This window comes from Escherichia sp. F1 (assembly GCF_046764225.1).
In the GTDB taxonomy this organism is placed as follows: Bacteria; Pseudomonadota; Gammaproteobacteria; order Enterobacterales; family Enterobacteriaceae; genus Escherichia; species Escherichia coli.
In genome coordinates, this window is sequence record NZ_CP177202.1 from 3,027,237 (window position 1) to 3,052,555 (window position 25,319).

The 25,319-nt window shown below is 45.9% G+C and carries 25 protein-coding genes and 1 pseudogene; 19 read left to right on the forward strand and 7 right to left on the reverse strand.

Translation table 11 applies throughout. The annotated features are described in order from the left end of the window. Positions 1 to 7 precede the first annotated feature (7 nt). The 5 genes from rutC to rutG are packed head-to-tail and all read left to right on the forward strand — an operon-like array spanning position 8 to position 3,656. Positions 8 to 394: a 3-aminoacrylate deaminase gene (gene rutC, locus ACK8NJ_RS14790; RefSeq protein WP_001126780.1), complete on the forward strand. Its 387-nt coding sequence runs from the start codon at positions 8 to 10 to the stop codon at positions 392 to 394. A gap of 7 nt (positions 395 to 401) precedes the next feature. Continuing rightward, positions 402 to 1,202, forward strand: coding sequence for a pyrimidine utilization protein D (gene rutD, locus ACK8NJ_RS14795; RefSeq protein WP_411961747.1), 801 nt, complete (start codon positions 402 to 404; stop codon positions 1,200 to 1,202). A gap of 9 nt (positions 1,203 to 1,211) precedes the next feature. Beyond that, a complete protein-coding gene (locus ACK8NJ_RS14800) occupies positions 1,212 to 1,802 on the forward strand; it encodes a malonic semialdehyde reductase (RefSeq protein WP_001001058.1) in 591 nt (196 codons plus the stop codon). Between the two features lie 10 nt (positions 1,803 to 1,812). After that, positions 1,813 to 2,307, forward strand: a complete 495-nt coding sequence (gene rutF, locus ACK8NJ_RS14805) for an NADH-dependent FMN reductase RutF (RefSeq protein ID WP_001028082.1) — start codon at positions 1,813 to 1,815, stop codon at positions 2,305 to 2,307. Between the two features lie 20 nt (positions 2,308 to 2,327). Next, positions 2,328 to 3,656, forward strand: a complete 1,329-nt coding sequence (gene rutG, locus ACK8NJ_RS14810) for a pyrimidine utilization transport protein G (RefSeq protein ID WP_001240613.1) — start codon at positions 2,328 to 2,330, stop codon at positions 3,654 to 3,656. Positions 3,657 to 3,738: 82 nt separating this feature from the next. Here the strand turns inward: rutG and ACK8NJ_RS14815 are convergent, their stop codons facing one another. Next, entirely contained in the window at positions 3,739 to 3,912 is a 174-nt protein-coding gene (locus ACK8NJ_RS14815; RefSeq protein WP_001273658.1) for a general stress protein, read from the reverse strand. 1,499 nt (positions 3,913 to 5,411) lie between these two features. Between ACK8NJ_RS14815 and ACK8NJ_RS14820 the strand changes: the two are divergent. The 10 genes and pseudogenes from ACK8NJ_RS14820 to ACK8NJ_RS14865 form a co-directional block, all read left to right on the forward strand. Further along, a pseudogene (locus ACK8NJ_RS14820) lies at positions 5,412 to 5,630 on the forward strand (DNA N-6-adenine-methyltransferase); the annotation flags it as partial. Between the two features lie 826 nt (positions 5,631 to 6,456). Further along, positions 6,457 to 7,422 (forward strand): helix-turn-helix domain-containing protein, encoded by a 966-nt coding sequence (locus ACK8NJ_RS14825; RefSeq protein WP_411961749.1) that lies wholly within the window; start codon positions 6,457 to 6,459, stop codon positions 7,420 to 7,422. Continuing rightward, on the forward strand, positions 7,419 to 7,715 hold the full coding sequence (locus tag ACK8NJ_RS14830) for a hypothetical protein (RefSeq protein ID WP_065553537.1): 297 nt from the start codon (positions 7,419 to 7,421) through the stop codon (positions 7,713 to 7,715). Before ACK8NJ_RS14825 ends, ACK8NJ_RS14830 begins: the two co-directional genes overlap by 4 nt. Positions 7,716 to 8,036: 321 nt before the next feature. Next, positions 8,037 to 8,327: a hypothetical protein gene (locus ACK8NJ_RS14835; protein ID WP_096880414.1), complete on the forward strand. Its 291-nt coding sequence runs from the start codon at positions 8,037 to 8,039 to the stop codon at positions 8,325 to 8,327. Then, on the forward strand, positions 8,327 to 8,581 hold the full coding sequence (locus ACK8NJ_RS14840; RefSeq protein WP_034169421.1) for a hypothetical protein: 255 nt from the start codon (positions 8,327 to 8,329) through the stop codon (positions 8,579 to 8,581). The genes ACK8NJ_RS14835 and ACK8NJ_RS14840 overlap by 1 nt, the downstream gene beginning before the upstream one ends. A 349-nt stretch (positions 8,582 to 8,930) precedes the next feature. Next, the gene (locus ACK8NJ_RS14845) at positions 8,931 to 9,254 is read left to right on the forward strand and encodes a hypothetical protein (protein ID WP_219330550.1); all 324 of its coding nucleotides are present in this window, start codon (positions 8,931 to 8,933) and stop codon (positions 9,252 to 9,254) included. Between the two features lie 449 nt (positions 9,255 to 9,703). Beyond that, the gene (locus ACK8NJ_RS14850; protein WP_411961750.1) at positions 9,704 to 10,411 is read left to right on the forward strand and encodes a transposase; all 708 of its coding nucleotides are present in this window, start codon (positions 9,704 to 9,706) and stop codon (positions 10,409 to 10,411) included. Between the two features lie 25 nt (positions 10,412 to 10,436). Then, complete coding sequence (locus tag ACK8NJ_RS14855; protein ID WP_042193748.1) at positions 10,437 to 10,640, forward strand: hypothetical protein; 204 nt, start codon at positions 10,437 to 10,439, stop codon at positions 10,638 to 10,640. Between the two features lie 157 nt (positions 10,641 to 10,797). Next, positions 10,798 to 12,978 carry a tape measure protein gene (locus ACK8NJ_RS14860; RefSeq protein WP_411961751.1) on the forward strand — a complete coding sequence of 727 codons (2,181 nt, stop codon included), beginning with the start codon at positions 10,798 to 10,800 and terminating at the stop codon, positions 12,976 to 12,978. Between the two features lie 156 nt (positions 12,979 to 13,134). After that, a complete protein-coding gene (locus tag ACK8NJ_RS14865) occupies positions 13,135 to 13,923 on the forward strand; it encodes a phage baseplate protein (RefSeq protein ID WP_411961752.1) in 789 nt (262 codons plus the stop codon). On the opposite strand, the gene ACK8NJ_RS14870 is transcribed toward ACK8NJ_RS14865, so the two are convergent. Further along, positions 13,920 to 15,563 (reverse strand): recombinase family protein, encoded by a 1,644-nt coding sequence (locus ACK8NJ_RS14870; RefSeq protein WP_097431365.1) that lies wholly within the window; start codon positions 15,561 to 15,563, stop codon positions 13,920 to 13,922. The genes ACK8NJ_RS14865 and ACK8NJ_RS14870 overlap by 4 nt on opposite strands. A 51-nt stretch (positions 15,564 to 15,614) precedes the next feature. Here ACK8NJ_RS14870 and wrbA point away from each other — a divergent pair, with 51 nt between their 5' ends. Continuing rightward, positions 15,615 to 16,220 (forward strand): NAD(P)H:quinone oxidoreductase, encoded by a 606-nt coding sequence (gene wrbA / locus ACK8NJ_RS14875; protein ID WP_000111568.1) that lies wholly within the window; start codon positions 15,615 to 15,617, stop codon positions 16,218 to 16,220. A gap of 20 nt (positions 16,221 to 16,240) precedes the next feature. Further along, positions 16,241 to 16,468: a YccJ family protein gene (locus ACK8NJ_RS14880; RefSeq protein ID WP_001143120.1), complete on the forward strand. Its 228-nt coding sequence runs from the start codon at positions 16,241 to 16,243 to the stop codon at positions 16,466 to 16,468. A gap of 37 nt (positions 16,469 to 16,505) precedes the next feature. Here ACK8NJ_RS14880 and agp read toward each other — a convergent pair whose 3' ends face one another. Together agp and ACK8NJ_RS14890 are read right to left on the reverse strand one after the other, a co-directional pair. Then, positions 16,506 to 17,747, reverse strand: a complete 1,242-nt coding sequence (agp, locus tag ACK8NJ_RS14885) for a bifunctional glucose-1-phosphatase/inositol phosphatase (RefSeq protein WP_085458651.1) — start codon at positions 17,745 to 17,747, stop codon at positions 16,506 to 16,508. A 290-nt stretch (positions 17,748 to 18,037) separates the two neighbouring features. Then, positions 18,038 to 19,300 carry a YccE family protein gene (locus ACK8NJ_RS14890; RefSeq protein WP_411961753.1) on the reverse strand — a complete coding sequence of 421 codons (1,263 nt, stop codon included), beginning with the start codon at positions 19,298 to 19,300 and terminating at the stop codon, positions 18,038 to 18,040. A 259-nt stretch (positions 19,301 to 19,559) separates the two neighbouring features. Here ACK8NJ_RS14890 and cbpA point away from each other — a divergent pair, with 259 nt between their 5' ends. Both cbpA and cbpM read left to right on the forward strand, forming a co-directional pair. After that, complete coding sequence (gene cbpA, locus ACK8NJ_RS14895; protein ID WP_411961754.1) at positions 19,560 to 20,480, forward strand: curved DNA-binding protein; 921 nt, start codon at positions 19,560 to 19,562, stop codon at positions 20,478 to 20,480. Then, positions 20,480 to 20,785: a chaperone modulator CbpM gene (gene cbpM, locus ACK8NJ_RS14900; RefSeq protein ID WP_000024560.1), complete on the forward strand. Its 306-nt coding sequence runs from the start codon at positions 20,480 to 20,482 to the stop codon at positions 20,783 to 20,785. Before cbpA ends, cbpM begins: the two co-directional genes overlap by 1 nt. Positions 20,786 to 20,877: 92 nt before the next feature. Here cbpM and torD read toward each other — a convergent pair whose 3' ends face one another. From torD to torC, 3 genes are read right to left on the reverse strand one after another with little or no spacing between them, the layout of a single operon-like run. Beyond that, positions 20,878 to 21,477: a molecular chaperone TorD gene (gene torD / locus ACK8NJ_RS14905; protein WP_411961755.1), complete on the reverse strand. Its 600-nt coding sequence runs from the start codon at positions 21,475 to 21,477 to the stop codon at positions 20,878 to 20,880. Beyond that, positions 21,474 to 24,023, reverse strand: a complete 2,550-nt coding sequence (torA, locus tag ACK8NJ_RS14910) for a trimethylamine-N-oxide reductase TorA (protein WP_411962539.1) — start codon at positions 24,021 to 24,023, stop codon at positions 21,474 to 21,476. Before torA ends, torD begins: the two co-directional genes overlap by 4 nt. Further along, entirely contained in the window at positions 24,020 to 25,192 is a 1,173-nt protein-coding gene (gene torC, locus ACK8NJ_RS14915) for a pentaheme c-type cytochrome TorC (protein ID WP_001230244.1), read from the reverse strand. The genes torA and torC overlap by 4 nt, the downstream gene beginning before the upstream one ends. Between the last annotated feature and the right edge of the window lie 127 nt (positions 25,193 to 25,319).

Genomic DNA, 25,319 nt, shown 5'->3' on the forward strand with positions numbered 1-25,319 from the left:
TTTAACGATGCCAAAATCCGTAATTATTCCCGCTGGCAGCAGCGCACCGCTGGCCCCCTTCGTTCCCGGCACGCTGGCTGATGGCGTGGTGTATGTCTCCGGTACGCTGGCTTTTGATCAACATAATAACGTGCTGTTTGCCGATGACCCAAAGGCGCAAACCCGCCACGTTCTGGAAACCATCCGCAAGGTGATCGAGACGGCGGGTGGCACGATGGCGGATGTGACCTTCAACAGCATCTTTATTACCGACTGGAAAAATTACGCCGCGATTAACGAAATCTACGCCGAGTTTTTTCCGGGTGATAAACCGGCGCGATTCTGCATTCAGTGCGGACTGGTAAAACCTGACGCGCTGGTGGAAATCGCCACAATTGCGCATATCGCCAAGTGAGGCCGCGATGAAACTTTCACTCTCACCTCCCCCTTATGCTGATGCGCCCGTAGTGGTGTTGATTTCGGGTCTTGGCGGTAGCGGCAGTTACTGGTTACCGCAACTGGCGGTGCTGGAGCAGGAGTATCAGATAGTCTGTTACGACCAGCGCGGTACCGGCAATAATCCCGACACGCTGGCAGAAGATTACAGTATCACCCAGATGGCAGCGGAACTGCATCAGGCGCTGGTAGCCGCAGGGATTGAGCGTTACGCGGTGGTCGGCCATGCGCTCGGTGCGCTGGTGGGAATGCAGCTGGCGCTGGATTATCCCGCGTCGGTAACTGTGCTGGTCAGCGTTAACGGCTGGCTACGAATAAACGCCCATACGCGCCGCTGTTTTCAGGTTCGCGAGCAGTTACTACATAGCGGCGGCGCGCAGGCATGGGTGGAAGCTCAGCCATTGTTCCTCTATCCCGCCGACTGGATGGCGGCCCGCGCACCTCGCCTGGAAGCTGAAGACGCGCTGGCACTGGCGCATTTTCAGGGCAAAAATAATTTACTGCGTCGACTTAACGCCCTCAAACGCGCTGACTTTAGTCGCCATGCGGATCGCATTCGCTGCCCGGTGCAAATCATCTGCGCCAGTGATGATCTGCTGGTGCCATCAGCATGTTCCAGTGAACTTCATGCCGCCCTGCCCGATAGCCAGAAAATGGTGATGCGCTATGGCGGACACGCCTGCAACGTGACCGATCCCGAAACGTTTAATGCTCTGTTACTCAACGGGCTTGCCAGCCTGTTACATCACCGTGAAGCCGCCCTGTAAGGAATTGCTATGAACGAAGCCATTAGCCCAGGTGCGCTTAGCACCTTGTTCACCGATGCCCGCACTCACAACGGCTGGCGGGAGACACCCGTCAGCGATGAGACATTACGGGAGATTTATGCCCTGATGAAATGGGGGCCGACATCAGCTAACTGTTCTCCGGCACGGATCGTGTTTATCCGCACTGCAGAAGGAAAAGAACGTCTGCGCCCGGCGCTTTCCAGCGGCAATCTGCAAAAAACCCTGACCGCGCCCGTCACCGCGATCGTCGCCTGGGACAGTGAATTTTATGAACGGTTACCACAGCTGTTTCCTCACGGCGATGCCCGCAGTTGGTTTACCTCCAGCCCACAACTTGCCGAAGAAACAGCGTTTCGCAACAGTTCCATGCAGGCGGCCTATCTGATCGTCGCCTGCCGGGCGCTGGGGCTGGATACCGGCCCGATGTCCGGCTTTGACCGTCAACACGTGGACGACGCCTTTTTTACGGGCAGCACGCTGAAGAGCAATCTGCTGATTAATATCGGCTATGGCGATAGCAGCAAGCTTTATGCGCGCCTGCCACGTCTGTCCTTTGAAGAAGCCTGCGGGCTGTTGTAAGGAGCAAACTATGAACATTGTCGATCAACAAACTTTTCGCGATGCGATGTCCTGCATGGGCGCGGCGGTCAATATCATCACCACGGACGGTCCAGCCGGGCGCGCCGGGTTCACCGCCAGCGCCGTCTGCAGTGTGACCGATACGCCTCCCACATTACTGGTGTGCCTGAATCGTGGGGCGTCCGTCTGGCCGGCATTCAATGAAAATCGAACGCTGTGTGTAAATACACTTAGCGCCGGGCAGGAGCCGCTTTCAAACCTTTTTGGCGGCAAAACGCCCATGGAACACCGCTTTGCCGCCGCCCGCTGGCAGACTGGTGTGACCGGATGCCCGCAACTGGAAGAGGCACTGGTTTCGTTTGACTGCCGTATCAGCCAGGTGGTGAGCGTCGGCACCCACGACATTCTGTTTTGCGCCATCGAAGCGATTCATCGTCACGCCACCCCCTACGGGCTGGTGTGGTTTGATCGCAGTTATCACGCGCTGATGCGCCCTGCTTGTTAACCTCCTTAAGGAGACAGCTGATGGCAATGTTCGGTTTTCCTCACTGGCAGTTAAAATCGACCTCTACAGAGAGCGGCGTGGTCGCGCCGGATGAACGATTGCCGTTTGCTCAGACGGCAATAATGGGCGTTCAACACGCGGTGGCGATGTTTGGCGCGACGGTGTTAATGCCGATTCTGATGGGGCTGGATCCCAACCTTTCCATTTTAATGTCGGGGATCGGCACGTTACTGTTTTTCTTTATTACCGGCGGGCGCGTCCCCAGTTATCTCGGTTCCAGCGCGGCTTTTGTCGGCGTGGTGATCGCCGCGACGGGCTTTAACGGTCAGGGCATTAACCCGAATATCAGCATTGCGCTGGGCGGGATTATCGCCTGTGGGCTGGTTTATACCGTCATTGGCCTGGTGGTGATGAAAATCGGTACGCGCTGGATTGAACGACTGATGCCGCCAGTGGTGACGGGTGCGGTGGTGATGGCGATTGGCCTGAACTTAGCGCCTATCGCAGTGAAAAGTGTATCGGCTTCGGCCTTTGATAGCTGGATGGCGGTAATGACGGTGCTGTGTATTGGGCTAGTGGCGGTGTTTACCCGTGGCATGATCCAGCGATTATTGATTCTCGTAGGATTAATTGTCGCCTGTCTGCTGTATGGCGTAATGACCAACGTTTTAGGGCTGGGAAAAGCCGTCGATTTTACTCTCGTCAGCCATGCTGCCTGGTTCGGTTTGCCACATTTTTCCACTCCTGCTTTTAATGGTCAGGCAATGATGCTGATTGCGCCCGTGGCGGTGATTCTGGTGGCAGAAAACTTAGGTCATCTCAAGGCGGTCGCCGGGATGACCGGACGCAATATGGATCCATATATGGGGCGGGCATTCGTGGGCGATGGGCTGGCGACGATGCTTTCCGGCTCTGTCGGCGGTAGCGGCGTGACCACCTATGCTGAAAATATCGGTGTGATGGCCGTGACAAAAGTCTACTCGACGCTGGTGTTTGTTGCTGCTGCCGTCATCGCCATGCTGTTGGGCTTTTCGCCGAAATTTGGCGCGCTGATTCATACCATTCCAGCACCGGTGATTGGTGGTGCATCAATTGTTGTGTTCGGGCTGATTGCCGTCGCAGGCGCAAGGATCTGGGTACAAAACCGTGTCGATTTAAGCCAGAACGGTAATTTGATTATGGTCGCAGTAACCTTAGTGCTGGGCGCGGGTGATTTTGCTCTCACGCTAGGCGGTTTTACGTTGGGAGGGATCGGTACAGCAACCTTTGGCGCGATTTTACTCAATGCGTTGTTAAGCAGAAGGTTGGTTGACGTTCCACCGCCAGAAGTTGTTCATCAGGAGCCATAAACAGAAAACCGCCGGGGTAACCGGCGGTGATGACTTTTTGACGAGCTTCAGACAAAAATACATTCGTCATTGATTAGCCCGGCTAGTTGTCGCTTTTGCCGTGACTGCTCTTGCCACCTTTTTTACCTGCTTCAGATGCGCGCTGCGGGTCATTTTTGAAATTACCCCCGCTGTGCTGTCCACCTTTTTTACCTGCTTCTGATGCTCTTTCGCGGTCTTCTGCAAAATTGCCGGAACCGCCTCGATGGTTTGCCATTACTGACCTCCGTCTGGGTATAGACATCATATTGCATAGAATTAACGCGGCGTATGGCGGCTGCCATATTTTCGCTACGTGGGACTAAGCTTAGTGAACTGACGCGGGCAGACCCGCGTTTGGTAATATCCTGCAACAGCTTCTTAGCGAGAATAGATATCATCTCCAATAATTATCCATAAGCCGCTCTTATGATTAAAAAAACGCGATGAGATAAAAATGTGTCATTTTGCGACAAAATTACGTGCTTGTGAAAGTTGTTATAAATCAAATAAGTGGTTGTGAAATTTGCACTCTGAAAAGGACGTCTTATCTTTAAATAAGTGGTAGCGAATCGCTACGGAATAGAGATAACACGAGGAGTGGTTAGAAATGGCTAAAGTTCTGGTGCTTTTACATAGCTAAACACGTACATTCAACTACCTGTTAATAACAGGACAATATCAGGTGAATCCCTATTCAATTTAAAGGCATTTTCCCAAGTATCTAAGCAGTTTTACACAGATTCTATGCAGTATTGATATAGTCTCTTTTTATCATAACTTATTGAAATATATAGAGAATCTGTGAAGTCTCTTTTCAGGATAAACTGTATCGTGTTAGTCGTCCCTCTCTCGACTCCTAGAAAAGTGCTATATACAGGAGTATATAACGCTATTCATGCAGTTGGTCACATGGTGTAACTATCAAGAAACTTAACGATATCCTGCGTGAATATTGAAAAGTGATGGTTATAGTTGATTCGGTTGTTCTAGGAATCAACCTCATAGTTACCTTGTCAAATCTTCGTAGCTCCTCTTAAAAAATCACTTACAGACACCTTAATCTCTATACAGATTTCATGTAGAACACGATTAGTGCGTAAAACAGCTATTATGTTAAAAACGAACTGTATACATATCAGTACTGATTTATAAGGGTTTTGTGTATTGGCTGATAAGAGGCTATACAGCACCTTGAGAGCATGTCTTCTAAGTCATTGATACATAAGGTCACAGAAGTTTGTGTCTGTTACAGAGAAAACTGGGGAGTACTTCACAGAACTATAAAATGTTACAGCTATTGATAGGTTAAATCTTCTTGATAGATGCTTTGAAGTGTGGTGAAGGTTTCTTGAGGTGGAGCTAAACAGATGCTATGAAGAAAGTCAATAGTTGATTCGGTTTATCGAATAAACCTCATAGATATTTTAAAATTCTGCAAAGGGGGTCACATAGCTGGTGTGACGGGTACTTAGCAGGTATAGACCTGTGATAGATATTTTTGAAGATTCGGGGAAGATGAGATTCAAAGAGGGCTAGTCATTTTTTATAAAAATTTTCAGAGTCTGAAAAGTTACTGTACAGAATATATACAGACATCTTTAAAGTATCTATAAAAGCTTTTAAGATAAGAGATAGATATCCCAGAAAGGATATCCGTTTAGAAAACCTGTTAAGTATCTCTTAAAAGAGAGTAAACCTTGTCAATAGTGATTGCAATAAAAATTTTTATTTCTTATGTCAATTGAGCATATTTTAATCGGGAAGCATCATGGGGGTTCTGATTGCTGGAGAACTCCATTTTTGTTATTCAAGAACTTAAACCATGAATTTGGTCTTACGCTAGATGGCGCTGCAACTGAGCATGATACGTTATTACCCCGCTTTACCGATGATATCCACAATCAGTCATGGGTTGGTGAAAAGGTATTCTGTAACCCACCATACAGCGATATTCCGTCGTTCCTCATAAAAGCGTCTGAGGCAGATTTAGCGGTATTCCTGATACCGTACCGACCCCACACCACATACTGGCTTGAGCACATCTTCACAAACCCGCTTTGCCATGAAATCCGTATTCTTCATCGCGCAGTTCGATACCTCCCACCAGCAGGGCATAACGGGCTTGTTGTTCGTGCGCCGTTTCCTGCTGCAATTGTCATCTTTAAATCTGAGCCACGTAAGCATGAAATTACGCAGATGGTTTGCTGTGCTGATACATTGCTACCGTTAACCATCATTAACAGAGGAGGCTTAAGAGGAAGACCCACCATTTACCCACCTGAGACGCTCGACATCTTCATAAAACTATACATGCAAGGCAAAACCATTAAGTACATTGCAGATGCTCTCAGAATGCCTCTGAGCACGTCATACAGAATTGCTCAAAGGTTGAGCTAAAATTCTCATAAATATGGTCATTTACAAGACAGGTGATTCAGATATTAAGAAGCATCCCTGTGAACAATAAATGACCAATCAGTAATTATTCTGTGAAATAATTGTTGCAATTTATAATCACATCTGTTATAGTTTCTATATGGGCTGATAAAAGAACTCAGAACATTAAGAGGTTACAACGTTGGGAGGCGTCAGGGTATTGACGGATTTTCACAGCCTCTTATTCATTCAAGGCTTTTCCTTTTGCTGTTAATACTCGCGTAATCGCTCAGGCTTCTGAGTTCCTTTATCAGTCCATCTTCTAATTAATTCACTCCCTCTGGGGTTGGTCACTATACGTGGTCAGCCCTTTCTTTGTTTTATTTTTAAAAAGGAAAATATAATGGAAAAATTTCACATGTTTGATGACCGTATTTATCAGATGACTAATGGCGTTAAAGCTGCCGACCGTATTATTTACACTGTCATGCTGAATGAACAAAAGTTTTATCACGATAAGGGGCAATATTATACCCCTTCATATGCTCATCTTGGTCAGTATGCTGGAATCACAAGAACATCCGTGATTGCATGTATGAAACGACTTGAGGCACATGGTTTAATCAAGAAAACTAACGTTGCAAGCAATCAGTGTGTTATTAAAGTTTATTCACTTGATGAAGTACCGGAAGTTTTAACAGAGCTTACAGCTAAAGAAGCCAGAAAGGCAAAGCTGGAGTCTAAAGTTACTCAGTCAGTCAAGAAAGATGACCCACTGAGTCAAAATTCTTTACCCACTGAGTCAAAATTTTTTACTCAGTCAGTCAAAATCTTTGACACGTATAATAACAGTAATAACAAAGAAGAACTTACTAATAACAATAAAGAAGATGACTTTGAAGGAGAATCTCTTAAGAGGGGAGCTTCGCTCTGTGATTCACATGAATGTGATTCTCTTGGTATTGAAGAGACTGTTAAAGAGACTGTTAAAACATCTGACTTAGATGACCTCGAAGTAAGCTCTAAAAAGACTTCTAAACAAGACAAAGAAATCTCTGATGTGAATGTTGATAGTGACCATAAAAACACACAGTGCCCCGCCACTGATGATGAGATGGACCCCTTCGATGATTACCTTGATGAAGAGTCAGAGCGTGAAGAGGCTATTAAAAAAGCACAACAACGCAAAGCAGAGATTAAATCACGCATTGAAATGGCGAAGCTAAAGAACAAGGTTAATGACCTCGATGACTTTGATGATGGTGACGATGATGACTTTTCTTTCACACCAAAGAAGAAAGTAGTTAGTGAAAATAAGAAGCAAAGGATTAAGCCTAAAATGTACTATGCAGGTGGAGGTATCCAATGAGAGAATATAACGGTGAAAAACGATACAAAGATTATCTATTAAGGCGCTACAGCATTTCTCGTGAAGGTCATCTTCTGAAAGATACTCATGGGGAGGTTTACCGGATTCGACCGAAGAAGGAAGGAAAGAATTATTTCTTTTTTGATGGTGTGACAGATTTAAAGATTGACGCTTTGAGGTTTGCAGTGATGTATCATTTTGATGTCTGGGATTCAGTCCACCAGCTACGACTAAAAGACGGTGACCCCGGTAATCTGAGGGCCACCAATATTATCAAGGGAAAGTGCCGGTAAGTCCACCAGCTATTTATTTATTGAAATCTCTATCTCAACACGAAGAAGTTTAAGTCGAATTGTAAGCTTTGTCTTTTTTGTAATGACTCGATTCATAACGCAAAACACCAATAGCACAATAAATACCGCAAAGCCCAACGAGCTAAAACGATGAGATTCAATAATTGCTGTGAAAAAATCATGCATTAATTTTCCTTTTGTGAAAGGAAACAGCACCTGTATCAGCCCCTATAACCATATTAACATGTAAATGAGATGTTGACAATATGTTAAATAGATGTTAAGATTGTAGTATGAGTAAGAGATTTAAGGAGATTTGCAATGGCACACACAGTTACGCGCCTTTTGCCAGAGGCATTTGAACGACTGGCAGCAATCAAAGCCAAATATCCCGATATGAAGCACACAGCGCTTGTTGGGGAGATTTTAAAAGAGTCGGTAAACCTTAGCCCTTTCGATAACGTTAAGGGCGTTGCAGAGGGTTCTAAGGCCATCCGAATCACAACGGGCCAACTGGAACTACTCAAAGCACAGTCCGCTGTAACAGGTTGCTCAATGATTCAGGTGCTAAGCGCTAAGGTTCATCAATTAGCGGATAAATTGGGGGTTTAATGCTACCTAGATACAAATTTTATAAACTGGCATCACATCTAATCAGGCAAGATACCCGCTCAAAAGAATATGAAGATGTTACGCTTGACCGTAACAAGAAAAGACTAAAGCCACATCAAATTGAGCAGTTACGCTATGAATTAAAGTCACTGGATATCGAGCTTGATTATAGTGACCAGACTCAATTTAAACGGGCCTATGAACTCATTAAGAATTGGGGGAAGAATGAAGAAAGTATTCACCCTCAAACTTAAAACAGACAAAGCCTTTAAATATTTTCGAAATCTAATTGATGTACATAATGGATGGGGTGACATTGATAATGATGACATCTATCTGATTATGCAATCCCCATCTTTCACGTTAAAAACCTCAGTAACAAAAAGCTGGTTTAGCCAATTTCATAGTGAGATGGGTTTAATAGTCTCAGACTAAAGGCAAAAAACGGTTTTACCCACTCTCAGACGCTCTCAATCGCATTCTAACGCAAAAAACTATCTTATTTTAGGGTATGTGGTACACCCCTACAGGCTACCCCTGAAAAAGACTGTTTAGCTCGTTACAGAGCGATTGAGGAGGTCTGGTAAAAAGAGGATTTTAAAAATGAACAACTTCCCACTACAGATTTTTATTGATACCGACACCGCCATGATGATTCAGGCTTTCACTGATGTAGGTGTTAGCATTGACTTTGATAAGTTGTTAGAGTTAATGACTGATAATGCGGAAAGCATCTCTGACTTTATTCAGTCGGTGGAGTTTAACGAGCCTCGAATGATGCTACCAATTAAAGACAGCAACATGAAAAGATTGGTTATCGAGCAAACGAACAAATACAGCGTTAGCCCTGAAAGATATCTCAAGGCAGCTATAGCAATTTTGTACGCTGACAATATTTTGGTGACGGATTCGAAGGTGGTGCATTAATGGAATTGGTGATTATCTGTTTTGTATTGATTGGTATGATTGCAGGTGCATCTATTAAAGTATAAATGTTACCAATCTGTTAAAAAGCTGTTGACAAATAACCTTAAGCATGACATAATTTTAATTATAGAGAGAATTTCTCTCTTATTTCTTTCAACAATTCCATCTACATCTAGGGATAGTTATTCTGAAAGGTGCAATGCTTTTCGCTACATGGCCTCTTATACAACCTGAGAGGTCATCTCGAAAAGTCTTTGTTCATTCGTTTGAATCCTTCAGAAGTTTTAATTTCTTCACCTTATGAATAGCCCTTTATAAGAAATTATCTAGGGCTATTCAGTTTTTAAAAAGCATACTTGGCAAACCGCCTTTTAAGCCTCTTCTAAGTTCGTAGGCTGTCAGGTGTGCTTTTTAAAAACTGAAACACTTTCGCTTAGAAGAGGAATGAAATGGAAAATCTATATATTAACGGTAAAAAGGTTGACAGCTTCGGTGACTGGTCGCCACAGACTGAACATCCAGCTATCGCTATTCAGCGTAAAGAACACGATGAAAGAATTAAGCTTGAGCAAGAAATCCGAATGTCACCAAAGGTAATTTCCTTTGTGTCCCCTGAGCCTCAAGAGATGCCTGATGTTTGCAAGGGTGAAGCATTACTTGAGCTTGAAAAGAAATATTACCCACTGCTGAAAGCACAGCGTATTAAACTTGATGACGCTTACAGCAAAGTTACCTTGATGCAATCAGCTATTGAGCCGTCAGAATTTGAGATTCAGGATGAATTGTCACAGAAACCATTTGTCTATTACCAATATGAAGACAATGATGGTTTTGGTACTTTTCCAGAAAACATCCCAGCCGTGATTAGTAGTCTTCCTGATGGATATCGAATTGTGAAGATGGTTAAAGCTTCAAGGGGTGCTGGTCAGTTTATTTACATGACCGATAAGAGCGATGAAGAACTCTGTGAACTTGCCAGACAGAACATCTTGGCATCACGTAACAAGCAGCTTGATAGTGCTAAGTTGTATCTCTCAAGAGAGCTTCAGGCTATGAAAGAGCTTGTTAGTGAATATGAATCACAGAAGAAAATTGCTATGCAGGCTGATATTGAGCAGCTTACGAAGATTTCTCAGAAGTATAGCAAGGTACTTTAACTATGAATTAAAAAGGAGGTGGTGAATGATTGATTTAACAGAACGCTATGAACTTATTAAAGCAATTAGCGAACGATTGAAAGAACAACCCAACAAACCAAAACGAATCAAATCATCCACCTCTAGGCAAAATAGCAGAATCAGAAGAATCGCTAAATGGTGTCTTGATAAATTACCAAGTGATTGTCAGATTGTCGGTGAAGATGGCAATTATTATCTGATTAGGTAAAGAATTGGTTGGGTGAAAATCTACGGGAGAGATTATCGAGTGACATCGGTAGTTTCTCCCTTTTTTGTATGTGTGCTACGTGAAATCTGTAAAGCTAATACCCACACTGAAAAATAGAATTTACGTACAACACGCTTAAAGAGGTGAAATATGAACAATGAGCAAATTTACAGTTGATAGTTTTATCGTTGAGCTAGGCTTCAGTGAAAACGTTGTTAAAGGCTTGCAAAGAGTTGAAAAGGCAGCTTTGCAGTCAGCACAAAGAATTGAACGTAATTTGAATAGAGCGTTTAAGGTCGATACCAAGCAACTTGACAGCAATTTAACGGCTTCTTTAAAGTCAATGGAAGGAAAAATTAATAAGACCTTTGACCGTCTGGAAGCTAGAGCAAAAAATACTAAAGCTTTCCGTTTCACAAGTCAGGTTAATGACGCTATTAATCCTCCAAAACAGCCAAGACAGCCACGAATTAGCGGCAACAGAGCAATCACAGCAGCGCATAGCGTGAATATGTCTAAGCTTGGTGATATTAATCCGCTGATGGCTAAAATGTTTAAAGCACAGTATTACAGCTTAAGCGGTAAGGCTGGTAATATTGGAAGTGAAAAGTTTAACGCTGAACTTGCAAAATTAAATCAATCTCTTCGTGAAACGTTGAATAAACTCAGGTCACAGACAAAGACCACCAGCATTAACAATACAAGCGACGCATTTAATAATCTTGCAAGCAATGCAATTAAGTTATCTGGTGCATTTTACTCTGTGATGGGTGCTCTTAACGCTTACAAGGCCATTATGAATGCAGGTCTTAAACGAGATTCCGCACAGAGAGCCGCTAAGTTTGTACTTGGTGATAAAGCATCTGAAGCTGAAACATTTATCAGGGGACTGGCTGACAAGACAGGTCTTAATATCTCTGAAGGGCTGTCAAGCTACGCTAAGTTTGCAGCAGGTGCTCAGGGTTCTATGTCACAGGAACAGACACAGGAGCTATTTGGTAATGCAACGGCTATGAGCCGTTTAATGGGGCTTTCTAACGATGAGCTAAACGGCATTTTGAAAGCATTTGAGCAGATGGCGAGCAAGGGCAAGATTCAGGCTGAAGAATTACGTGGGCAGTTAGGTGACCGTATGGCTGGTGCATTTAAGCTATTCGCTGAAGCATTGGGTATGACTGCTACAGAGCTTGATAAAGCCATGAAAGACGGGAAGATTTTAAGTAGTGATACTCTCCCTAAAGTCGCTAAACAGATGGGCTTGATGATTGATAAAGCGGGTGGCTGGGCTGAAGTCGCTAAGAGCACCCAAACAGCTTTAGGGAAACTGGCTAACAACTGGGATGATACGATGGTGAAAATCTTCTCAGGTTCACAGGATGAGCTAAACGGCTTCTTATCCAGCCTGGGTAACCTGCTTCGTGAAATGGGTATGAGTTCTTCTATCGCTGGTGATGCTATCGGTGGACTTATCGACATGCTTAAAGCTGGTGTAGATGACATCCGTATCTTTAACAATCACCTTGAAGGCTGGATTCTACAGACTAAGAAGTTCTATTACAGCCTTGATGACACTAAGCGAAAGCTACTTGATGAAGTCGGTGATGGTTTTATCAATTTTGTCAAAGGTCTTGCTATAGCGTTATCTGCAAAGACACTATTCAGTGCTGCTACAGGGGTTATGAGCCTGACAAGAGCAATCACAACGTTAGGTACAAGAGCTAATCAGGTGGCTGGTCAGGTAGCTACTGGTAAAGGTGGTGGAAAACTGAAAGGTGTAGCTGGTGGTGTAGGTAGTGCTCTTGCAATTGGTTATGCTGATGACGGTTATGAAACAGCGTTAGCATTAGCTTCAATGATTCCACAAATCAGAGGCGTCACTCTTGGTTTATATGCATTGAAGAAAGCTCTTGATTTTATGAATCAGGAAGTAGTCAAAAACGCTAATATGCATCCATCTGGGGTAGGTGTGGGTAGTGACTTTAATCCTGTGTATTCTGGTGACCCTAATAAACCGAATATGATTAACGAAGGATGGAGTAGAATTTTTAGTTCAATGGGTGAATTGTTTAACAATGCCACAATGAATATTGCAAGATTCAATCATCCAGAATTAATTACCATGAAACAAGATGCATCATTAACGAGTGCAGATATTCAGGGTCTGAGGGATGAAATCTCTGCTTTAAGTAAGCGTATTCAGGAGCCTGTGAAAGTTTCACTTGGTGGTGAAGTTGCCATTAAACCAGATGAAACCAGCTTTATGACCTTTAGCAGTAATATCTACGACCAATATGCAGAAGCTACGTTATTAAGTTCATCATTCCCAGAAGATGATTGATTTAACGGTGTTCTACGTGAATAAAGCAAAGTTAATACCCGCACTGAAAAATAGAATTTACGTAGCTCACGCTTAACAGAGAAAATACTTATATATCAAAGGCTTGGTTAAAAATGATTAAAATACACTAAGCCTTTGAAATCAAAGGAGAATTTAATGATTTACACTAATCAGCTTCGTTACACTGGCAAAGATGGTGTTTACTTTCATCTACAAGGCCAACCAGATAATTTCTTGTCACTATCAGCAACTGAGAACATGGAATTTGATAGCCCTATGATGGTTACCACTCAAAATATGCAATCAGGGCAAACCGTCACAGATAATGTTCAAAGAGCACCCAGAACAATCACTATCAGTGGTGTGGTTGTAGTTGGTGAATCCGGCAGTATCCTTATCTCACGAGATAATAAGCTGGTGGAGAACTTCATCGACACGCTTGAAAGCTGGAGAGACCAGAAGCAAATTATTTCGGTCATTTGTAAAGATGGAATTAAAATTGATGACTCCATTATTACGAGCTTTAAAGCCTCTAAAGATGTTGGTATTTCAAACGGTCTAAGAATCCAATTAACTTTTCAGGAAATTAACTTTAAAGCAATCGTAGGTCAAACTGATATTTCAGCAGCAACTGGAAAGACCGCTACTACAAATGACGGTGGTGTGACCAGTAAGAAGAATGCAGGTAACGTGACCACTGAACGCAATAACGCGCCTATGCTATCGTGCAAAGAGCTAATGAGTATTAACGATGTATCCGGTTACGCTCCAGCTATCAGAAATGATATTCTCGATGCTCAGATTAAATGTAATAAGGCTTGGAAGCTGGACTATTCAGACTTAACAGAAGCTGAAAAAACCAACGTCACCAATGCTAACAGTAACGCTGGTCGGGTAGCTTCAAAGCTTAAAAAGTACTCAGTGAACCCTAACAAAAAATACTAAGCGTCCACCTCTTCCATATCACCAGCAGGATAAATCCTTGTTACTGGTTCACCAAAAATAAGCATATCATCTAATGACTGCATCTCATCGGTTGCTTCTTCAAGCGTTAAGGTGTGGTCATCTTTACCATCAAGAGGGAAACCACGAATCATATTTCCATTGTGAAGATATATATCCACCAGCTTTTCATTACCAGAAACAACAATCTCTTTCACCAGACGCTTAATGATAATCTGGGCTTCAGTTCTCCCCTCTACAGACTCCATATCAAGACCGCTTAAATCCAAGCTTGATACAGATTTTACCCTCGCCTTTTCTCGTGATAACTGAACTATCAGTTCATCTTTTTCTTCCTGTTTAACCCGTAGTGCTTCCTGAATCTGAGTGATGTTAGGAAGCTGTATCAGCGTCTCAGTAAGTTTTTCAAGTTCACTATCAACGGTGTTTAATCTTCTTTGTAGTTCATCCAATTTAGCTGTGTCAGTAGCTTCATCGTGTAGCTGTGATAGTTTGCTAAACAGACGACTGCAAAGCTGTGTATCAAGTAACTTTCTGGACACTGTACCGTAGCTACAACGGGACTCCTTATTACCATTGCAACGGTAAGTACCTTGATAAACGGGTTTACGTATCCCTGTAGGAGTCATTACAAGCCCACACTTACAACGGATAAGCCCCTTCAGTATGTTCACATATAGCCAGTGTTCACCGCTGGATGTTTTCCCCTTCCCTGTTTCCTCTAACAGTTGCTGTACAGCGTAAAACTTAGAATCTGTGACAATCTGAGGATAGAACCCTTCAATTTCTTCACGTAACACTGTTTTACGGTCTTCTGTAGAAATCTTAGCGGGAAGGTAACCTAATACACTTCGTGAAGTCAGGATGTGTTTAACGCTTAATGCTGACCAGTTGCCATCCGGTTTCTTAGTCTTGGATATTCTGACCTTACGCTGATTAATGGTCGGGTAACCTTGTTCGTTTAGCCATTTGCAGATAGCAAACATCGACATACCAGAAAGACGCTTGTCATAGATGATATTCACCAGTGACGCTTTATCTTCATCAACGATGTAGTGTGAACCGTCTTCTGATAGCTCTAACCATCCGGGGGCTTGCTTACCCATAGGCTTCTTAAGTTCTCTTGCAAGCTGTGTTTTATGGTTCCAGACCTGAGCTATACGCTTTTGCTTAACAAGAGATTCTTGGTGTGCTCGCTCAGCTATGATGATGTGCTTAATCAACTTCACAGGGTCTGTTAATGCTGATTTGTCGTAGAGTTCACCATCTCCCAGAGTCAGTATAGAGACTCCTTTCCTCAGTATCTGCCTGACATCATCTATAGCTGTGTCGATATCAGCCCTACTGAAGCGGTCAAAGTTCTCTACAACAATCAAGGAACCTTCTGGAATAGCCCCAGACATAACATTTTCAAACATACGTCTGAAGTCAGAACCTTGATTCTTATGTTGCTGGTGAAAACCAGATTTACCCTTATCAACATATCTGTGAGCAGGAAGAAGGTAATAATCGTTTTTGTGCTTAGAGTAGAAAGCATCAATGAGGTTTGTTTGCCGTCTTAAGGAGTCTCCTGAGTCTTGCTCTTTAGTACTCCACCTGATGTATGTCACTAGCAGCTTCATATCTTCGGACTATGCTTATCTAAGTGGTTCATTGAACAGGAGAACAATGATATGAGTGTTAAGGCAAGAATACTAGTGCTTTATTATTCCATGTACGGACATATTGAAACGATGGCACGCGCAGTCGCTGAGGGTGCAAGCAAAGTGGATGGCGCAGAAGTTGTCGTTAAGCGTGTACCGGAAACCATGCCGCCGCAATTATTTGAAAAAGCAGGCGGTAAAACGCAAACTGCACCGGTTGCAACCCCGCAAGAACTGGCCGATTACGACGCCATTATTTTTGGTACACCTACCCGCTTTGGCAACATGTCCGGTCAAATGCGTACCTTCCTCGACCAGACGGGCGGCCTGTGGGCTTCCGGCGCACTATACGGAAAACTGGCGAGCGTCTTTAGTTCCACCGGTACTGGCGGCGGTCAGGAACAAACCATCACATCCACCTGGACGACCCTTGCGCATCACGGCATGGTGATTGTCCCCATTGGCTACGCAGCGCAGGAATTATTTGACGTTTCACAGGTTCGCGGCGGTACGCCGTACGGCGCAACCACCATCGCAGGCGGTGACGGCTCACGCCAGCCAAGCCAGGAAGAACTGTCTATTGCTCGTTATCAAGGGGAATATGTCGCAGGTCTGGCAGTTAAACTTAACGGCTAATCTTCAACAGGAGGATACGCATGCCAACTCAAGAAGCGAAAGCTCATCACGTCGGTGAATGGGCATCTCTGCGCAATACGTCGCCGGAAATAGCCGAGGCCATTTTCGAAGTCGCCGGGTACGACGAAAAAATGGCGGAAAAGATTTGGGAAGAAGGTAGCGATGAAGTGTTAGTCAAAGCCTTTGCTAAAACCGATAAAGATTCGCTTTTTTGGGGCGAACAGACCATCGAACGTAAAAACGTTTAACCAGCGACTCCCCCGCTTCTCGCGGGGGTGTTTTCTGTTATTTCACCGCTTCATTCAACACGCTATCAAACTTATCCATCGGGCAGAAACCGTTGGCATCTATCGGGCAACCGCTTAATTCCAGCGTCACACGCTGCGCAGGTGCCTGCAGGGTTAACGCATCGGCATTACGTAACTGTTCCGCACTCTGGTACACATATTCAATTTTCATCAAATCGCGATTGGCTTTGTTGTCATGCCAACGCTGGAAAACGATTTTGCCGCCAATCGGCGTGCGTTCGTTCTGGTCATGCAACTGATACGGTTTGAAATCCAGCGCCGTTAACAGAGAGGCAATGTTGGAGTCGTGCCCAACTAACACCGTGATTTTCGGTGCGCTGGTGCGATCGGTGACCAGGGCTTTGTCGATATAACTGACCAGCGGTTTCGCAACATTGCGCGCCACTTCCGGTGAGGTAAACAGGCTGTCCTGGTAACCGTTTTTCAGCTTCGACAACACCTTCCACTGCTGGTCAGATTTGATTTCTCCCCAGGCCACCTGATCCATCGGAAAACCTTCGTAATATTGCAAAGTAAACGCATCTACCAGCGAGTTGCCGACTTTCAGCGGCCCGGAAACACCTGGTTCTTGTTGATACTTCGCGCTAAAGGTATTTTTGCCATCCACCAGCGAACACTGTTGTTTCTCTTTACAGGCAGGGGAATCTTTATAGTTAACGATTTTTTCCAGTAGCTGGTAGCTGTCGGTAAGCTGGAGTTTGCTGAGCTCTTTCTCCATTGCCGCCACCGCCTGTTCACTGAATGCGGCGGAATCATCGGTGATCACCGGGTTAAAGGTTGGGTCCATAGTGCCCATTTTTTCCTGATGATGAACAGGAATATCACAGCCGGGGAATGCGCCGGTAATAAAGAACTGTGCGGTCGCAACGGTACGTTGCAGACTATTGGCATAGGCATAAACGGTGTCCGGCGGCGGGCATTCCCCCGATTTCACCATCCCCTGTTCTGCCAGCCATTCACGCATGTAATGGCCCATATACACTTCGAGCACGCCACCTTTGGTGGTGAGTTGCCCACCGGGGACGTCCCATTCTGGCCATTTATTCGGCGTTGACTGCTCCAGCACGCTGCCATTATTGGCCAGCGGCGCACGTAAGTTATGGCGGCTCATCATAAGGACTTGCTGCAGTTGATAGCCTTCCGGTACGGTTTGTGCCTGAGCATTTGAAGCGAGTAAAACTATCCCTGCCACAGCTGCGGCGATTAGCGTTTTGTTCATTCCTGGCACCTCTTTTGTTATCAATCCCTAAAGAGTGTGACAGAAATATGACATTTTTCCGGGAACAGGTTCGCAAAATGGCTTGTTGAGCGCCTGTTTTTGTATCTTCATCTTTAAAAACAGGCAAGTTATGACGCAAAACTATACCTGATTAGCCCCTGCCTCATGCACGCCGCTGATGATTACACCTGTGGCTAAACAGAATATCAGCGGCGTTACCAATACAGAGGCAATATTTACCAATAAAAAAGTGTGAGACTAATAACAATGGTTTTTAGCACATGCCCTTGTCAGTAAATTGCATAACGATTTAAATAGTCGAGTTGCGCATTCATTTCCTTATTGTTTAACTTGTAAGCCTGAGCAAAAAGTTCAGGAGGGAGGTAAACATCATAATGATTGCCAGTGTTCATCAAATAACCATACTCAAGATCTTCATCTGTTGAAAAGGATTCATTCCCCAAGGAGATTGATGCCACATTACTATTAACAATAAATAATGAGCAAATGCTATCTGAAAGAGCAGTGAGGAAATTTTTCACCTCATTAATCCTCTTCTCTGGGTCGGTGTCTAAAACAAGGTGTGTCTTGTTATCATTAAATATAAACTCGGGTAAATGCAGTATGCATTTTTTGTCATTCAAGCAACTATCAATAAATTCTTTTTTAAAAAACAAAAAACTCCATGATAAAAAACTACCCCGCCCCTGAATTTTGTTGTCAGATTGTAGATCAACGCCAAATAACGTCTTTACATCTTCCCTGAGATTATAGAATGCCGTATCAACAAGAACCTCGATCGTTTTTTTATCAACCATTTTAATGAATTCGTCGTAAACTTCCTTTTGCGTCTTATAACTGACCAGCGCCCATGAATAATCATGTTGTTTTAAAACCAGTATAGCTCTTAACAGACAATATCCATCGCCATCTACAGGAGCATATTTTAATCCTAATGCCTGGTTAGTTTCACTCTGAATAAAAGATATACCAGACAAATCAATGCCAGAATCCAAATCAGATATTCCCGGCGTATTTATCCGCTCTGGCTGGATACTCATATTTTCATTATCATCTAAACAATACTCAGAAAAAACATCATCACACGCAGTAATGTTTTCAATATATTCCATAAAGCCATACCAATAATAACCTTTAAAATCTGTGATAGACTCTGACCCTCTGCCCGGTAAGGACACTCTAACAATATTAACATCTTCAACATATTGTATAGTATATGTAATACCTCCTGAAACCCCTGAATAAATTTGTTTATCATTAGTACGCAATGTTTTCATAAATAATGATAAATCATTATCATTCTGTATTTCCTCAAATTCTTTTTCTAGTGAATCGCATTCCAGGCATGGAATGTAGTCTTCAGCTTGTTGACGTCTGATTTCTTTATACAACTGAATAAAACACACAAGTGTGTTTTCAAAAAGCGTGATTGAATATTTTTGATTTTTTTCGTGCTCATTTTTTATATTGCTCCATGCTTCTTTCAAATAATTATTTGCAGTGCAACTAATTCCATGTATATTACTACTCATATATAGCGCCTATAAAATTTAATAAATAATGACGCCCCAGTTAAACTTAAAGTGCCTGTTTCAACTATCAAAAATCGCTCACCCTTTTTCACCTGTTTAAAATATGTTCAACACCCCACCTTGAGGCGACCTCCTCTCCGCGATGATTTCAATAACATATTCTGTGTTGGCATATGAAATTTTGAGGATTACCCTACACTTATAGGAGTTACCTTACAGGGGTTCCTTCAATTTGAGTTGATTTACGCGAGATAACGCTATGGAATTAAAGGATTATTACGCCATCATGGGCGTGAAACCGACGGACGATCTCAAGACAATCAAGACCGCCTATCGTCGACTGGCCCGCAAATACCATCCTGATGTCAGCAAAGAACCGGATGCCGAAGCCCGCTTCAAAGAGGTCGCTGAAGCCTGGGAAGTGTTAAGTGATGAACAACGTCGCGCTGAGTATGATCAGATGTGGCAACATCGCAACGATCCGCAATTTAGCCGTCAGTTCCAGCATGGCGACGGTCAGAGTTTTAACGCCGAAGATTTTGACGATATCTTCTCGTCAATTTTCGGTCAGCATGCCCGCCAGAGCCGTCAACGCCCCGCCACACGCGGCCACGATATTGAAATCGAAGTGGCGGTATTCCTCGAAGAAACGCTTACTGAGCATAAGCGTACCATCAGCTATAACCTGCCGGTTTATAACGCCTTTGGCATGATCGAACAGGAAATCCCGAAAACGCTGAATGTGAAGATCCCGGCGGGCGTCGGCAATGGTCAACGCATCCGCCTGAAAGGCCAGGGGACGCCGGGCGAAAACGGCGGTCCAAATGGCGATTTGTGGCTGGTGATTCATATTGCGCCACATCCGCTGTTCGATATTGTCGGCCAGGATCTGGAAATTGTGGTGCCGGTTAGCCCGTGGGAAGCGGCGCTGGGTGCTAAAGTCACCGTTCCAACACTGAAAGAAAGCATTTTGCTGACTATCCCACCTGGCAGTCAGGCCGGGCAACGATTGCGCGTTAAAGGCAAAGGTCTGGTGAGCAAAAAACAGACCGGCGATCTGTATGCGGTACTGAAAATCGTGATGCCGCCGAAACCGGATGAAAACACTGCCGCGCTGTGGCAACAACTGGCAAACGCCCAGTCGTCTTTTGATCCACGTAAAGATTGGGGGAAAGCATGATGGCTAATGTTACGGTGACTTTTACTATTACCGAATTTTGCCTGCATACCGGCATCTCTGAAGAGGAGTTGAATGAAATTGTCGGTTTGGGAGTGGTTGAACCGCGTGAGATCCAGGAAACAACCTGGGTATTTGACGACCATGCCGCCATTGTGGTGCAACGCGCAGTACGCCTGCGTCATGAACTGGCTCTGGACTGGCCGGGGATCGCGGTGGCGCTGACGTTAATGGATGATATTGCGCACCTGAAGCAGGAAAACCGCCTGCTACGCCAGCGGCTTTCCCGGTTTGTAGCTCATCCGTGATGTGTGTTTGCCGGATGTGATGACGCATCCGGCAACTGCGCCCTGATGCCTGATGCGACGCTAAACGCGTCTTATCAGGCCAACAAACGACGTTATCTGTTTTGGTGGTCGCATTCCACTAACAACAGCAATAACTGGCTTAGTGCCGCGTAAAAACCGAAACTGTCGTACTGATGGCAACGCGCAGCAAACTCTGGTAACCATTGTCGCAGCGCCGTCAGTGTTTTTTGCCGCAAATTGTCGATTCTTCGCGCAGGAACGGTCCCCTCTCCCAGCGAAAAATGCAGATGACTCAATAACTCGAGATAGATCGCCAGATGATCTGCCGGTTCGTTGAAATTGCCGCTGGTTTCCATCCCTGCCTCAACTAACAAGCGTTTAATCTCTTGCTCGTCCTGTTTGTAGGCCGATGCATACGGCAGCGCAGCTTGTTTGTCGGTCATCAGAAACAGGCCGCAAAAGTCAGCGGCCAGTTCCAGACGGGCATCGTCACGTACGGTCAGGGCTGCAATACGGTTTTCCAGCTCATTCACCGCCGCAGTGAGCGGCGGTTCACTTTTCAGCAACGAAAACCATTCAGCCATCTGCGCACTGGCGATTTGCGTCAGTTGTTCATCGTCCAGTTCACGGGAGAACAACTGCGCCAGCCAGGCGTAAACACAGGCAATCTGTTGTGCTGTCAGCGTGGTCATGATTTCACCTGCGACGCGGGAACATATTCGCACTGCGCCACCATCTCCACGGGGCCGTTAAACGCCGTCACCTGCTCCACTGTTCCGTTGTACTTCTCAATTTCCACCAGCGTAGTGTGCGCACTGGTCGCCTGCGCCAGCTGCGAAGTACCGATGTCGATGGTCAACACGTTGGGGTTACCGTATTTGCACAGCGCACCAGGCTCGCCGCCTTTATCTGGATCGTACCATGCCCCTTCGTGAATTCGCGCCACGCCGGGTGCATAGCGGTCAGAAACTACTGCTCCTGCTAACACCTGACCGCGAGCGTTAAATACGCGTACCACATCACCGTGACGAATACCGCGCGCGCTGGCATCCTGCGGGTTAATGAACACTGGCTCTTTACCCGCTACCGTATATTGCTGACGCAGAGTTTCCGACTCACATAACTGCGAGTGAAGTCGGAAATCCGGATGCACAGATTGCAGATGCAACGGATACTTCTGCGAGCCAGGCCCACCGTGGGAGCGTTCGATTTTCTCAAACCACATCGGATGCCCCTGACAATCGTCGTAGTTCATATCGGCGATGGTTTTCGAGTAGATCTCAATCAGGCCACTCGGCGTGCCCAGCGGTTCGAGATCCGGATCTTCGCGGAATGCCTGGTGGCGAACAAACATCTGCGGATGGTCAAACTCGACATACTCTTTGTTATTCCAGAAGTCATCAAACGCTGGCAGATGAACGCCGCGTCCTTTGCCCTGTTGTACACCTTCCTGCCAGATGCGTTTCAGCCAGCCCATTTCGTCCAGCCCTTCGGTAAAGGCTTCTTCGCGATTAAAGCGACGGCACAGCTCGCGGAAAATATCAAAGTCGTTGCGCGCCTCGAACTGCGGCGGCACGACCTGTTTCATGGCGATAATGCCACGGTTGGAGTGGTTGCCATACTGGTCGAGATCGTTACGCTCAAACTGCGTGGTCGCAGGCAGCACGATATCGGCAAAGCGGCAGGTTGAGGTCCACTGGTTATCTATGGCGATAACCGTTTCCAGCTTGCGCCAGCCTTCGATAATGCGGTTAATCTGCTGATGGCGATGGAACGGGTTAGTTCCGGCAAAAATACACATTTTCAGCGGCGGCAGTTTTACTGATTTACCGTTCCAGTTGATCACTTTCCCCGGTTCGAGGATCGCATCGACAAAACGGGCAATCGGAATGGTACTGCTGTAGCCTTTGTAGTCACTGTTGTCGTAAACAGGCGGAATCGACGTAGAGCCGGAGAAACCACTCAGAATAACGCCTTTACGTCCCGGCGTGCCTGCGCCGTTATAGTGCCAGCCAAAACCAAAGCCACCACCTGGCAGGCCAATTTGCCCCAGCATCGCCGCCAGAACCACAATCATCCACGCCCACTGTTCACCGTGCTGCATACGCTGTACGCACCAGCCAGCAATAATCTGCGTTCTGTTCGCCGCCATCTGCCGCGCCAGCCCACGAATGGTTTCGGCATCAATGCCGGTCAGTTTTTCAGCCCATGCGGCATCTTTCGGCTGACCGTCTTTCTCACCCAGCAGATACGGCAGGAATTGCTCAAAACCTACACAGTAGTTAGCGAGGAAGTTTTTGTCGTACAGGTTTTCACTGTACAGCGTATGCGCCAGCGCCAGTTGCAGCGGCACGTCAGTTTGCGGGTTAACCGCAATGTGCTTCACATGCTCGCGCCCCAGATACTCATGGGTGGATGTGACAACCGGATCGATGCTGATGACCTCAATTTCACCGGCGGCGACTTTCGCTTTCAACTGCTCGTAATATTCATAAACATCGTGATCCGGGCACCACCAGTTCGCTTGCTGGTTTTTCAGCAAATCGGAGCCCCACAGCACAATGGTTTTGCTGTTCTGCAATACCAGCGGCCAGGAGGTTTGCTGTTCATACACTTCCATCGAACCGACTACGCGCGGCAGGATCACCTGCGCAGCACCGGTAGAGTAATCTCCGCCCGTACCAACGCTATTACCATGCAAGGCAATAGCTTTCGCCAGCATCCCCGAAGCGTTATGGAACATCCCCGTCGATTGCCAACCACTGGCGGTCAGCAAGGCACTCGGCCCGTGAGTTTTCTGTACGCGTTCCAGTTCTTCATAGAACATGTCGAGGGCTTCATCCCAGCTCACGCGCACAAAACGGTTATCACCGCGCTGGGAAGTGTCGCTCAGATGGCGCTTACGCAGCCAGTCCACGCGTACCATCGGGTAACGAATACGCGCCGCGTTGTGTACATGATCCGGCAATCCGGCGATCATTTTCGACGGATATTTATCCAGTTCGAACGGTTTTGCTGCCACAAAGCGACCATCCTTCACCGTCGCGCGGATAGCCCCCCAGTGCGACCCGGTAAGAATGCCCTCTTTCGAGATGACAGCCTCAGTCGCCGCTTGCGCCGCAGTCGCACGGCGCGGCGTTAACAATGACGGCCCCAGCATCCCGGCGACGGTTAAGCCGCCGAGTTGTGCCAGAAAACGCCGACGTGATGCCTGAAAGAGATCGTTATTGTTCCTTATTTTTCTTCCTTCTTATCGCCGTGAGCCTTACCTGCGGTGTCAGACGCATTCATTTGCAGATATTTCAACAAGGTGCGTTCTTCACGTTTATCGAGGCTGGTAAAGCCAATCATGCCGTTGAGCGTGCCGATCCAACCGTTAGCGTCAAAGTGAGAGATTTCCGGTGCGCCGTGGCACTGGTTACAGGTGCCGTTGTACAACGAATCCGCATAAGCCCAGATCGGTTTGATATCGTTCACCATGTCACCTTTCTTCATCCACGCAGTGGCCTGCAATTTGCTCCACTCAGTATTGGTGTCGGCAACGGTAGTTTTCTCCAGCGTTTTCACCTGCTGCTGCACATCACCACGAATCGAGGCAACAAAGATGCGTTTGCCAGGGAACTGGGTGAGTACACGCTGACGTCCGGCGCTTTCTGTCCAGCCGGTAATTTCAATTTGCAGCCAGTCGCCGTCACGTTTAAGGACTTTCACTTCCGAGGCAGGCAGCAGAGAACCAGAGGCTTCTTTATCGCCTTTCGCCGCATAAATCGGCTTAATATCAATGGAGTACAGTGTGTCGCCACTGTCATTAGCACTGGCGCGCAGCTCATCGAACTGCTTACGGAAGCCGCTACTCATATCCGGCAACTGGTGGGCAATACCTTTATGACAGTCGATGCAGGATTGATTATCTTTCGCTGCCACCTTCATCTGACGTGCCGCTTCAGGATGCTGCTTGGCATGATCCATCGCATCGTAGTTATGGCAGGAGCGACAGGTTGCCGAGTTGTTTTCTTTCATTCGCGCCCATTCACGCTCGGCAAGTTCCGCGCGTTTGGCTTCGAATTTTTCAGGTGTATCAATAGAGTGGGCAATAAAGGTCTGGTAGATATCGTTGCTCGCTTCCAGTTTGCGCTTCACCATGCCTGGAATATCCGGCGGGATATGACAGTCATGGCATTCAGCTCGCACGCCAGAGGCGTTCTGGAAATGCACCGACTGTTTATATTCTTCATACACCGGTTGCATACTGTGGCAACTGACACAAAATTCGGTTGTGCTGGTGACTTTGATCCCAACGTGTGGCAATACAATCAGCGCAATGCCAATCACAATCCCAATAGCGACCAGCGCCAGTACCGACCAACGAGCACTGGGTCGGCGTAGCGCGTTCCAGAGTTTCCGCATAATAGCCCCTGTAAAATTATGGTTTAGTGAAGCGATCTTAATGAGTAAATATGAACAGCGGCACTGGTCAGGATGAACGGCTTACGGCAGAATATGAACAGATATGAACAGAATGAGTAAAACCCTC

Bases quoted from the DNA above. Each gene is read 5' to 3' on its own strand.
- cbpA (WP_411961754.1), top strand. From the start codon at position 19,560: ATGGAATTAAAGGATTATTACGCCATCATGGGCGTGAAACCGACGGAC.
- torD (WP_411961755.1), bottom strand. From the start codon at position 21,477: ATGACCACGCTGACAGCACAACAGATTGCCTGTGTTTACGCCTGGCTG.
- ACK8NJ_RS14840 (WP_034169421.1), top strand. From the start codon at position 8,327: ATGCTACCTAGATACAAATTTTATAAACTGGCATCACATCTAATCAGG.
- ACK8NJ_RS14865 (WP_411961752.1), top strand. From the start codon at position 13,135: ATGATTTACACTAATCAGCTTCGTTACACTGGCAAAGATGGTGTTTAC.
- cbpM (WP_000024560.1), top strand. From the start codon at position 20,480: ATGGCTAATGTTACGGTGACTTTTACTATTACCGAATTTTGCCTGCAT.
- ACK8NJ_RS14845 (WP_219330550.1), top strand. From the start codon at position 8,931: ATGAACAACTTCCCACTACAGATTTTTATTGATACCGACACCGCCATG.
- ACK8NJ_RS14850 (WP_411961750.1), top strand. From the start codon at position 9,704: ATGGAAAATCTATATATTAACGGTAAAAAGGTTGACAGCTTCGGTGAC.
- ACK8NJ_RS14825 (WP_411961749.1), top strand. From the start codon at position 6,457: ATGGAAAAATTTCACATGTTTGATGACCGTATTTATCAGATGACTAAT.
- rutC (WP_001126780.1), top strand. From the start codon at position 8: ATGCCAAAATCCGTAATTATTCCCGCTGGCAGCAGCGCACCGCTGGCC.
- ACK8NJ_RS14815 (WP_001273658.1), bottom strand. From the start codon at position 3,912: ATGGCAAACCATCGAGGCGGTTCCGGCAATTTTGCAGAAGACCGCGAA.
- wrbA (WP_000111568.1), top strand. From the start codon at position 15,615: ATGAGTGTTAAGGCAAGAATACTAGTGCTTTATTATTCCATGTACGGA.
- ACK8NJ_RS14800 (WP_001001058.1), top strand. From the start codon at position 1,212: ATGAACGAAGCCATTAGCCCAGGTGCGCTTAGCACCTTGTTCACCGAT.
- torC (WP_001230244.1), bottom strand. From the start codon at position 25,192: ATGCGGAAACTCTGGAACGCGCTACGCCGACCCAGTGCTCGTTGGTCG.
- ACK8NJ_RS14830 (WP_065553537.1), top strand. From the start codon at position 7,419: ATGAGAGAATATAACGGTGAAAAACGATACAAAGATTATCTATTAAGG.
- rutF (WP_001028082.1), top strand. From the start codon at position 1,813: ATGAACATTGTCGATCAACAAACTTTTCGCGATGCGATGTCCTGCATG.
- ACK8NJ_RS14870 (WP_097431365.1), bottom strand. From the start codon at position 15,563: ATGAAGCTGCTAGTGACATACATCAGGTGGAGTACTAAAGAGCAAGAC.
- ACK8NJ_RS14860 (WP_411961751.1), top strand. From the start codon at position 10,798: ATGAGCAAATTTACAGTTGATAGTTTTATCGTTGAGCTAGGCTTCAGT.
- rutG (WP_001240613.1), top strand. From the start codon at position 2,328: ATGGCAATGTTCGGTTTTCCTCACTGGCAGTTAAAATCGACCTCTACA.
- ACK8NJ_RS14890 (WP_411961753.1), bottom strand. From the start codon at position 19,300: ATGAGTAGTAATATACATGGAATTAGTTGCACTGCAAATAATTATTTG.
- ACK8NJ_RS14880 (WP_001143120.1), top strand. From the start codon at position 16,241: ATGCCAACTCAAGAAGCGAAAGCTCATCACGTCGGTGAATGGGCATCT.
- agp (WP_085458651.1), bottom strand. From the start codon at position 17,747: ATGAACAAAACGCTAATCGCCGCAGCTGTGGCAGGGATAGTTTTACTC.
- rutD (WP_411961747.1), top strand. From the start codon at position 402: ATGAAACTTTCACTCTCACCTCCCCCTTATGCTGATGCGCCCGTAGTG.
- ACK8NJ_RS14835 (WP_096880414.1), top strand. From the start codon at position 8,037: ATGGCACACACAGTTACGCGCCTTTTGCCAGAGGCATTTGAACGACTG.
- ACK8NJ_RS14855 (WP_042193748.1), top strand. From the start codon at position 10,437: ATGATTGATTTAACAGAACGCTATGAACTTATTAAAGCAATTAGCGAA.